The organism is Actinospica durhamensis (assembly GCF_018139695.1).
GTDB lineage: Bacteria > Actinomycetota > Actinomycetes > Streptomycetales > Catenulisporaceae > Actinospica > Actinospica durhamensis.
Map to the genome: position 1 here is coordinate 1 of NZ_JAGSOG010000294.1, position 10,089 is coordinate 10,089.

Genomic DNA, 10,089 nt, shown 5'->3' on the forward strand with positions numbered 1-10,089 from the left:
GGGCCGGGGCGACCGGGGTGGAGATGGCCGGGCAGATCGCCGAGCTGGCACACCGGGCGCTGCGCGGTGAGTACCGGCGGGTGGATTCGCGCGATGCGCGGGTGCTGCTGATCGACGCCTCCGAGGTGGTGCTGCCCAGCTTCGGCGACCACCTGTCCGAGAAGGCCCTGCTGCGGCTGCGGAAACTGGGCGTGGAGGTGCGTCTGGGTACGAAGGTGGAGGAACTGGACGCGCGCAGCATCACGGTGCGCAACCCGGACGGGCAGCTCGAGCGGATCGAGTCGATGACGAAGATCTGGGCCGCGGGCGTGGCCGCCTCACCCTTCGCCGCGGTACTCGCCCAGGCCACCGGAGCGCCGACGGACCGGGCCGGGCGGATCAAGGTGCTGCCGGACTGCACGGTGCCCGGGCACTCGGAGATCTACGCCGTGGGCGACATGATGGCGCTGGACGGGCTGCCGGGTGTGGCGCAGGTGGCGATCCAGAGCGGGCGGTATGTCGCCGACCGGATCGACGCGCGGCTGCGCGGGACGCCCAAGGACGCGCCGTTCCACTACCACGACAAGGGCAGCCTGGCCACGATCGCCCGGTTCGACGCGGTCGCCGGGGTGGGCCCGATCCGGGCCACCGGGTTCGTGGCCTGGCTGCTGTGGCTGGTGATCCACCTGTTCTACCTGGTGGGATTCGAACACCGGGTGACCACGCTGTTCCACTGGGCGGTCAGCTTCGCCGGACGCGGCCGGGCCGAGCGCGCGGTCACCACCCGCCAGGCCCTCGGCCACGACGACGTGCCGATACCCGTGGCGGCGCCGGCATCCCAGCAGGCGCCGACGCCGAAACCCTGAGCCCGCGCGGCCTCCGGGCACGCGAGCGGATCCGGCGTCCTCGGTCTGGCCGAGGACGCCGGATCCGCTCGCGACGGAGTCCGACCGGCCGGCTATCCGGCCTTGGGCACTTCGAACCGCTTGAGCAGGCTGACGGTGCCGTAGCCGTCGGCGTGCTTCCAGGACAGCTCGTCCACCAGCGCGCCGAGCATGATCCAGCCGATCGTCTCGGTGTCCGGGGCGAAGTCGGCCTGGACCGGGGCGCGCACGGACACCCGCAGCTCGTCCTCGTACGCCTCGAACCGGCAGGACAGGCCGGTCTGCGCGGCCTGGCTCTGCGGGAACGCGGGGTGCAGCAGGAACATGGCACAGGCCTCGTCCACCGCCAGCCGCAGATCGGTCACGTCGGTCAGGCCGAGCCGGAGCACGGCGCCTATGTGCACGGCCGCGGAGCGCGCGAGCACCACATAGAGCCGGTCGGCCGGGATCTCCAGGAAGACCTCGGACACGGGCAGCCGCGGCAGGTCGGCCGCCTGCTCCGGCGCGACCCGCTCGAGCGCGTCGCGCCCCTGCCCGTCCCCGGCCTTGTCATCCAGCATCGGTACGTTCCCCATTCCGTCTCGGCATTCTCCCCCGGGCACGCGCCCACCGGACGCACCCATACCCGCCCGCACGGACTGTCACGCGACGGTCCGCGGCCCCGGCGGTGTTCATTCCTCCTCCGGCGCGGGTTCGAAACCCGTCCGCAGGTCCCGCAGGATCCGGGTGAGCAACCGGGAGACCTGCATCTGCGAGACGCCGAGTTCGGCGCCTATCTCCGCCTGCGTCATGCCGCGGAAGTAACGCATCAGCAGGATCCGCTTGTCCCGGTCGCCCAGCGCGGCCACCTGTTCGGTGAGCACCTGCCGGTTGATCACGGCCTCGAACCGGCTGTCCTCCTGGCCCAGGAAGTCGGCCAGCGAGGCGGTCTGCTCCTCGCCCGGCCCGACCGGGTGGTCGAGCGAGGCGGTGGTGTAGACGTTCGCCGCGTCCATCGCCTCCACCACCTCCTCCGGGTCCGCCTGCAGATGCGCGGCCAGCTCGGCCAGGGTCGGCTCCCGGCCCAGCTCCGAGGTCAGGATGTCCGTGGCCTTACGCAGCGCCCCGGAGAGCTCCTGCATCCGCCGCGGCACGTGCACGTCCCAGGTCGCGTCGCGGAAGTACCGCTTGATCTCCCCGATGATCATAGGGGTCGCGTAGCCCGGGAATCCGGTGCCGTGCTCCGGATCGAAGTTGTCCACCGCCTTGACCAGGCCGACGTAGGCGACCTGGACGAAGTCCTCGGCCGCCCCGCCCCGCCCGCCATAGCGCTGGGCGATATGCCGGGCGAAGGGCATGTGGTCCTCGATCACCTCCGCCCGCAGCCGCTCGCGCTCCGGATCGCCCGCGGGCAGCTGCGCCATCCGACGCAGCACGCGCATCGTCTCGGCCCGCTGCTCGGCCCGCTGCGGCGATATCCGCGGCGCGCTCGTGCTCCCACCGGCGTCCGCGCCCGAGCTCTCGCTCGCGCTCGATCCGGCGCCCGCCTCGGCGCCGGCCTCGGTATCAGTACACGGCGACGCCTCACGTGTGCGTTCCGGCACTGCTCACCCCATCTCCGTCCGCGTAACGCGGCGAATGTATCCACGTGTATCCACGTCCCGCCGCGCTCCTGCCTTCCCCCTCGTTGCCGCTCGCGCGCCGGGCAAACCCGGTTCGCGCCGACGAGGTCGGGCATGAGTCGGGCATGAACCGCGCGGGCGTGGGTAGCCCCTCAGGGTGGACGCGATCACCGGGGCTGCGCGTACGAGGCCTGATGACCGGGTACACTCTGCCCGAACAGTAGCCAGGCCGGCCGCCACGTGGCCGTCACCAGCCCCGACTACCTGCCAAGGAGCGTAACAGGGATGGATCGCCTCGCGGTCGCCGTCGTGCCGGACGGCCCGGGACGCTTCGTGGTCACCCTCGCCGGCGAGCTGGATCTGGCCGCCTCCGAGGGATTCTGGGCCGAGCTCGAGCCGCTGCTCGAGCCGTCCGGGCTGGTCGTGCTCGACGGCTCGGAACTCGACTTCCTCGACTCCAGCGGGCTGCGCATCCTGATCCTGGCGGCCCGGCGGGCCGGGGAGCTCGGCGGGCGGCTGCGGCTGGTGGCCCCGCACCGGGCGGTACAGCGCACCCTGGAGCTGACCGGGGCCAGGGCGATCCTGGAGACCCGGGAGAACCTGGACGCCGCGCTCGCGGACTGAACCGCCCGCGGGCCCAAGACCCTGCGCACCCACGCGATCACGGACTGCGCGGTCACGCCCCGACGCGGTGCGGTTACGGACCGACCGCGCCGCGCACCGGCTTCGGCGCGAGCGTCATCCGCATCCGCACGGTCGTGCCCTGGCCGGGGACGGACGCGATCTGCACCGCGTCGCTGGCCTGGCGCACGATCCACAGTCCGGCGCCGCCGGTGGCGGACAGGTTCGGGCGGGAGAGCCCCGCGGTCTCCGGGTTCGCCAGCACGCCGCGGTCGCTGACCTCGCACACCAGCTCGTCGCGCTCGACCCACAGCCGCAGCAGGCCCGCGCCGCCGGCGTGCATCACGCTGTTGACGGCGAGTTCGTGGGCGGCGAGCACGAAATCGGGCAGCCGGTCCTGGTCGAGGCCGGCGGCGCCGGCCGCGCCGTTCACGGCGTCGCGCAGCGCCGGAAGATCGGCCTCGGCGAACGCGATCCGCAGCAGCGGCTCGGCTCGGGGCTCGGGAAAGGGGCTGGGGAACATCGCCTCGGTTGACTGACGTCTCGTCGGAGTGGGTGGGCGGCCGCCCGGGAGCGGTCCTGGCCCGTCTACCCTCGTTGCCGTGAGATATGCCGTGGGCGAGGGGAATGCGGACCGTGACCCAGGGTATCCGCCGACTATGGCCGGCACCCGGGCACGACTGGACGCGCTGTTGCGCCGGACCCGTCCGACGGCCTTCGCCGCGGCGGTATGGCGCAAGGCGAACGACGACCACTTCGGCTACCTGGCCGTACTGCTGGCGGCCTACGCCTTCCTCTCGGCCTTCCCGCTGCTGTTGGTGCTCGCCACGGTACTCGGCATCGTGCTGCGCGACCATCCGCAGGTGCAGAACGCGGTGATGCACTCGGCCCTGACCGACTTTCCGGTCATCGGCACCCAATTGCGGGCGAACATACACGCCTTGGGCGACGCGGGTTTCGGCCTCGGCATCGGGCTGATCGCCTCCGCCTGGGGTGCGCGCGGACTGGCGACCTCGACCCAGTTCGTGTTCAACACGGTGTGGTCGGTTCCTTACACACAGCGGCCGAACTTTGTGGCCAGGCAGGCGCGCGGCGCCGCGCTGCTGGGCGTCATGGTGGTGGACGTGACGGCCACCGGCGCGCTCTCGAGCGTGTCCGGGGTGGGGGTGGCGCACGGGCTGCCGGTGCAGTGGCTCGGCGCGATCGTCTCCGCGGCGATCAACGCCCTGCTGTTCACGCTCGGTTTCCGGCTGGCCACGGCGCCGCGGATCCCGGTGCACGACTTCATCCGGTCCGCCTGTGCGGCCGCGGTGGTCTGGCAGGGGCTGCTCTCGCTCGGCACCTTCCTGCTCGACCACGCGCTGCGGCACGCCGAGGACCTCTACGGCGTGTTCGGCCTGGTGCTCGGGCTGCTGGCCTGGCTGACCGTGCAGGCGCGGATCATGCTGCTGCTGTTGGAGGCCGACTGTGTCAGGGCACGCGGGCTGTGGCCGCGCACCGTGCTGAGCGACGGCCTGCTGCCCGGGGACCGCGCCGCGCTCGAGGACCTGGCCCACACCCAGCGGCGGCACCGCCGGATGCGGATCGAGGTCCTCTACGAGCAGGCGGACGGGAGCGGCGCCGGCATCGTCGCGAGCGCGGCCGGCGCGGCGCCCTCAGCCGCGGGGCAGCCGATCCAGCACGCCGTCGAGGTCGAGGCCGGCGGGCAGCGTGCCGAACGCGAGGCCGCGGTCCCCGGCGAGGCGGGAGGCGCAGAACGCGTCGGCGACGGCCGCGGGAGCGTGGCGCACCAGCAGTGATCCCTGGAGTACCAGGGCCATCCGCTCCACCAGGCGCCGCGCGCGCAGCTCGAGCTCCGCCGGATTCGCCAGCTCCGCCTGGATCTCGCGCCAGGCCGCGTCCAGCCGGGCATCGCCTCCGGCGGCCGCGTCGATCTCGGCCCGGAAGGCGGCGACCGCCTCGGGCTCACGAGCCAGGGCGCGCAGCACGTCGAGGGCGTTGACGTTGCCGGAGCCCTCCCAGATCCCGTTGAGCGGCGCCTCGCGGTAGAGCCTGGCCACGCCGTAGGCCTCGTCGTATCCGTTGCCGCCCAGGCATTCGAGCGCCTCGGCGACGGCGGCGGGCTGCCGCTTGCACACCCAGTACTTGCCCACGGCGGTGCCCAGGCGCAGGAAGGCGCGCTCGGACTCTGAGCCGTGCGCGGACCGGTCCACGGCTCCGGCCAGGCGCAGCGCGAGCGTGGTGGCGGCCTCGGACTCCAGCGCGAGGTCGGCCAGCACGTTGCGCATCAGGGGTTTGTCGATGAGCGCGGAGCCGAACGCGTGCCGGTGGCGGGCGTGGTGGGCGGCATGGGCCAGCGCGGCGCGGGTGCCGGAGGCGGATCCCAGCACGCAGTCGAGCCGCGTCATCGTGACCATCTCGATGATGGTGCGCACGCCCTGGCCCTGCGCCCCGACGAGCCAGGCCACGGTCCGGTCGAACTCGGGCTCGCTGCTGGCGTTGCTGCGGTTGCCCAGCTTCTGCTTGAGCCGCTGGATCAGGAAGTTGTTGTGCGACCCGTCCGGCAGCACGCGCGGGACCAGGAAGCAGGACAGGCCGCCGGGCGCCTGCGCGAGCACGAGGAACAGGTCGTTCATCGGCGCGCTGGTGAACCACTTGTGGCCGCGCAGCAGCCAGGTCCCGTCGGCCTGCGGCTCGGCGGTGGTCGTGTTCGCGCGCACGTCCGAGCCGCCCTGCTTCTCCGTCATGCCCATCCCGGCCAGCAGGCCGCGCTTGCCGGCGGGCGTGCGCAGACCGGGGTCGTAGACGCGGCTGGTGAGCAACGGTTCGTACGCGGCGGCGAGGGCGGGCTCGGCCCGGAGCGCGGGAACGACGGCGTAGGTCATGGAGATCGGGCAGCCGTGGCCCTGCTCAGCCGAGGACCAGACCATGAATCCGGCCGCGCGCGCCACGTGCGTCCCGGCCTTGTGCTCGGCCCACGCGGCGCCGGCGAGGCCCTCGCGCACGGCCACGTCCATCAGCTCGTGGTACGCCGGGTGGAATTCGACCTCGTCGATACGGCGGCCGTGGCGGTCGTGCGTGCGCAGGACGGGTTCGTGTTCGTTCGCGAGGTTCGCCCAGTCCTGCACCTCGGCCGATCCGGCCAGCCGGCCGATGCGGTGCAGATCCTCGGCGTACCAGTCGGCGCCCTCCCGGGCGAGTGCCTCGAGTAGGACCGGGTCGTCGGCCACGTCGTGCCCGACCAGCGGTGGCACCTGGTTGAGCACCTCGTGTGTGCGGCCGAGCGGCGAAGGGGCCGTGGACACCGTTGTCACCTCCGAGTTCGTCGTCAGCGCAACTCTACTCGCGGGTAACGTGCGCGCAGTAGCCCCGGCGCGCGACCGTCCGGACCGCGGTGGCGGCCGTCTCAGAGCGGCTGCCACTCCCGCCTGAGCAGTCCGTAGACCCACGAGTCGGAGACCTCGCCGTTGACGACGCAGTCTTCCCGCAAGGTCCCTTCGCGCACGAAGCCGAGCTTCTCCAGCACGCGGGCCGATGCCACGTTGCGGGTATCGGTCTCGCTCTGCACGCGATTGAGGTCCAGCGTGTCGAATGCCCACTGCAGCAACGCACGCGCGGCCTCGGTCGCGTAGCCGTGACCCCATGACGCCTCGTTGTAGCAGTAGCCCACGGACGCGCTGCGGTAGTCGGGACTCCAGCTGTTCAGGCCGCACCAGCCGAGGAACGCCCCGTCGGAGACGCGCTGCACGGCCAGCCGTGCCCCGCTGCCCTCCTGGGCCATCTGTCGGCAACGCGTGACGAACTTCTCGGCGCGCGCGGGTTCGGTCCACGGCGGCGAGTCCCAGTAGCGCAGCACGCGGGCGTTGCCGTGCAACGCGAACAGGTCGTCCGCATCCGTGTCTTCGAAGGGGCGCAGTCGAAGGCGCGCGGTGGGCAACGAGGGGGTGGGCAGTGACATGTCCGGTTCCGTCCCATGATCGGTGGCCGGTCCATCAGACATCCGATACCGGCCGGCCGCAACGGGATTTCCGGGCCGACGCAAGGACGTGCCGCTCAGCGCTCGAGCCAGTCCGCGCGGGTGCGCCCGTAGACGACGTCGCCCTGCTCGGCGCCTTCGATGGGGTCCGGCCAGTCGGCGAAGAACGTGCGGATATAGTGCAGTCCGGCCTTCTGCATGACGCGGCGGGACGCGGAGTTCACCGTCATCGTGGTCGCCACGACGCGGTCGTAGCCGAAGGCCGCGCGGCCCTCGAACGCGCTGCGGAGCAGTGCCCGCGCGCCCTCGACGGCGTATCCCCGGCCCCAGGCGGCCGGGAGCAGACGGTAGCCGAGCTCCAGGGCATGGCCGATGTACTCCTCCAGGCCCACGCTGGTCGCCGGGGCCAGGCTGACCCAGCCGAGGAACGCGCCGGTCTCCCGCTCGACCAGTGCCGAGGAGCCGAGGCCCTCGGGCAGCAGGGCGTACTGGTTCAGGATCCGCGGCAGCGTCTGGCGCGCGACGGTCTCGCGCGCCACCGGCCGCCCGTCGTCGATGTAGCGCATGACGCGCGGGTCGCCGTGCAGGGCCGCGAGATCGTCGAGATCCTCCGGCGTGAAACGGCGCAACAGCACTCGCTCGGGCACGCTCCAGGCTAACCGAGGAGCCGCGGCAGCGCGCCGGGCTAACCCGACGTGCTGTCGAAGCTCAGCTTGGAGATGATGCGGTAGCGGTCGCCGCGGTAGATGGAACGGACGAACTCGACGATGGCGCCCTCCGTGTCCCTGGTGGTGCGCTCGATCAGCAGCACCGGCGCGTAGACCGGGATGTCGAGCAGGTCGGCCTGGTCGGGGTTGGTGACGGTGGGTTCGATGCTCTGGACCGCGTCCGAGACGGTCACGCCGAAGCGTTCGCGCAGCAGCCGGTAGAAGTTGCCGCTCTCCATGTCCTGCGCTTCCAGGCCCTCGACGAGGTGCGCGGGCAGGTCCATCCGCTCGATGGCCATCGGTTCGTCGTCCACCAGGCGCAGCCGCACCACCCGCAGCACCGGGTCGGCCGGGGAGAGCTTGAGCCGGGCGGCCCTGGGGGCGCCGGCCGGGGCGATCCGGAACGTCAGGACCCTGCTGGTCCAGTCGCCCTCGGCCGGCGGCACGCCGAAGGCGCTCGCGCTGTTGCCGGCCAGTTCCTGGGTGATCTTGCGCGGGCTGGTGAAGGTGCCGCGGCCCTGGTGGCGCACGAGCAGGCCGAGCCGGGTCAGGTCCTCGATCGCGGCGCGCACGGTGGGGCGCGAGACGCCCAGGCGCCCGGCCAGATCGCGCTCGGCGGGCAGGGCGGTACCCGGGCCGGACTGCTCGATCAGGTCGAGCAGATGGGTGCGGACGCTGTCGCGCTTGGCCGTGGCGACCACACGCGGGACCTGATTCACGGGCTTCACGCTCCGATTCTCGCAGGCTCCCCGGGTGCGCCCGGTGCTCCGCAGGCGCCGTCCACCCCCGGACCCGACCCGGTTCCGGAACCGCTGGCCAGTCCGGCGGCCAGGTGAGCGGCCCGCTCGGGCGGGAGCGCGCCGAGGCGGGTGAGGCGCGGGAGGTGATGGGCCAGGCGGGCGCGGAAGTCGTCGTAGTCGCGCGGCCCGGTGCTCCACGCGGCCTCGGCGAACGCGCAGAGCCTCGGGTAGGCGACGTAGCGCACGTGCGCGGGGGTCGGCAGGAACTCGGACCAGAACTGCGCCTGGGTGCCGAGTACGCCGGGGGTGCGGGCGGCGCCGTCGGCGAAGGGGTCCGCGACGGGCAGCCGCTCCCCCGTTCCCGGGATGCCGAGCGCGTCGAAGCGGTAGGCGTCCTCGAGTGTGATGACCTGGCCCGGCTGCGCCTGCGGCTCGTAGGGCTCGGCGCTCTGGGCGTAGTCGAAGAACGTGGACTGATGCGGCGCCATGATGACCTGGTGGCCGCGGCCGAGCGAGCGCGCGGCGTCCTGCGGGTTCATCCACGCCGTCAGCACCAGGTCGCTCGGCAGGTCGCCGGTGCCGGGGGCGGCCTCGTCCCAGCTGACGGCGCGTCGGCCGCACTCGGCGAGGAAGGCGTGGATCCGGCCGAGGAAGTAGCCGTGCAGGCGGGCGGGGGCGGCCAGGCCAAGTTCCGCGGCGCGGCGGCGCGGGTAGGGCTCGGTCTCCCACTGCACCGTGGGGCACTCGTCGCCGCCGATGTGCACGTAGCGGCCGGGGAAGACGTCCACGGTCTGGCCGAGGACCTCGCGGCAGAAGGCGAAGACGTCCTCGTGCACGCCAAGGACGTCCTCGCTGATGCCCCAGGACGTCCACACCGGCAGGCCCTCGCGCCGCGGGACCGCGCCGAGCCCGGGGTAGGCAGCGAGCGCGGCGCGGGAGTGGCCGGGCATCTCGATCTCGGGGACGACCAGGACGCCGCGCCGCTCGGCGTAGCGGGCCAGGTCTCTGAGTTCGGCCTGGGTGTAGAAGCCGCCGTGCGGGACCGTGTCGAACGCGCCGCTGCCGGCCGGCCCGATCATGGACCCGGCCCGGTGCGCGCCCACCTCGGTCAGCCGGGGCAGGCCGTCGATCTCGATGCGCCAGCCCTGGTCGTCGGTCAGGTGCAGGTGCAGCACGTTGAACTTGTGCAGCGCGGCCTGGTCGGTGAACGCGTAGAGGAACTCCAGCGGCATGAAGTGCCGGGCCACGTCCAGCATGACGCCGCGCCAGGGCAGCGCCGGCGCGTCCTCGACGCACAGGGCCGGCCAGGATCCGCCGTCCTCGGCGAGCAGTTGGCGCAGGCTCTGCACACCGTGGAAGAGCCCTGCCTCGTGCGCCGCGGTCAGCAGCACCCGGTCCCGGTCGATCTCGAGCCGGTGGGCCTCGCGGGCGGCGGGGCCCTCGGCCGGGGCGCCGCCGCCGCGCAGCTGCAGCCGGATCTCCGGACCCTGATCCGTGCGGGGCCGCTCGCCCAGGTACTCGGCGAGCAGGGCGGCGGGGCGGTCGGCGCCGGGACCGGCGGTCAGGTGCACGGCGGGGGGC

Annotated in this window: 10 protein-coding genes and 1 pseudogene; 3 read left to right on the forward strand and 8 right to left on the reverse strand. The window is 72.9% G+C overall.

Annotated elements, in window-relative coordinates; translation table 11 throughout:
- On the forward strand, positions 1-845 hold an 845-nt coding region (locus tag KDL01_RS34745; protein WP_212532937.1), incomplete at its 5' end, for an NAD(P)/FAD-dependent oxidoreductase.
- A gap of 92 nt (positions 846-937) precedes the next feature.
- Here KDL01_RS34745 and KDL01_RS34750 read toward each other — a convergent pair.
- Positions 938-1,423, reverse strand: a complete 486-nt coding sequence (locus KDL01_RS34750; RefSeq protein WP_212532938.1) for an ATP-binding protein — start codon at positions 1,421-1,423, stop codon at positions 938-940.
- A 111-nt stretch (positions 1,424-1,534) separates the two neighbouring features.
- Complete coding sequence (locus KDL01_RS34755) at positions 1,535-2,446, reverse strand: SigB/SigF/SigG family RNA polymerase sigma factor (protein WP_307846745.1); 912 nt, start codon at positions 2,444-2,446, stop codon at positions 1,535-1,537.
- Between the two features lie 303 nt (positions 2,447-2,749).
- Between KDL01_RS34755 and KDL01_RS34760 the strand changes: the two genes are divergently transcribed.
- Positions 2,750-3,088: an STAS domain-containing protein gene (locus KDL01_RS34760; RefSeq protein WP_212532939.1), complete on the forward strand. Its 339-nt coding sequence runs from the start codon at positions 2,750-2,752 to the stop codon at positions 3,086-3,088.
- 73 nt (positions 3,089-3,161) lie between these two features.
- On the opposite strand, the gene KDL01_RS34765 is transcribed toward KDL01_RS34760, so the two are convergent.
- Positions 3,162-3,608 (reverse strand): ATP-binding protein, encoded by a 447-nt coding sequence (locus KDL01_RS34765; protein ID WP_212532940.1) that lies wholly within the window; start codon positions 3,606-3,608, stop codon positions 3,162-3,164.
- 136 nt (positions 3,609-3,744) lie between these two features.
- On the opposite strand from KDL01_RS34765, the pseudogene KDL01_RS44900 reads away from it, so the two are divergent.
- Positions 3,745-4,524: pseudogene (locus tag KDL01_RS44900) on the forward strand (YihY/virulence factor BrkB family protein); the annotation flags it as partial.
- A gap of 216 nt (positions 4,525-4,740) precedes the next feature.
- On the opposite strand, the gene KDL01_RS34770 reads toward KDL01_RS44900, so the two are convergent.
- The 5 genes from KDL01_RS34770 to KDL01_RS34790 form a co-directional block, all read right to left on the reverse strand.
- Positions 4,741-6,390: an acyl-CoA dehydrogenase family protein gene (locus KDL01_RS34770; RefSeq protein ID WP_212532941.1), complete on the reverse strand. Its 1,650-nt coding sequence runs from the start codon at positions 6,388-6,390 to the stop codon at positions 4,741-4,743.
- A 101-nt stretch (positions 6,391-6,491) separates the two neighbouring features.
- Positions 6,492-7,043 carry a GNAT family N-acetyltransferase gene (locus tag KDL01_RS34775; RefSeq protein ID WP_212532942.1) on the reverse strand — a complete coding sequence of 184 codons (552 nt, stop codon included), beginning with the start codon at positions 7,041-7,043 and terminating at the stop codon, positions 6,492-6,494.
- A gap of 95 nt (positions 7,044-7,138) precedes the next feature.
- On the reverse strand, positions 7,139-7,708 hold the full coding sequence (locus tag KDL01_RS34780; protein ID WP_212532943.1) for a GNAT family N-acetyltransferase: 570 nt from the start codon (positions 7,706-7,708) through the stop codon (positions 7,139-7,141).
- Between the two features lie 38 nt (positions 7,709-7,746).
- A complete protein-coding gene (locus KDL01_RS44905; RefSeq protein ID WP_307846746.1) occupies positions 7,747-8,496 on the reverse strand; it encodes a GntR family transcriptional regulator in 750 nt (249 codons plus the stop codon).
- Positions 8,493-10,089 (reverse strand): beta-N-acetylhexosaminidase (locus KDL01_RS34790; RefSeq protein WP_212532944.1); only part of this gene is annotated, 1,597 nt, incomplete at its 5' end. The genes KDL01_RS34790 and KDL01_RS44905, both read right to left, overlap by 4 nt.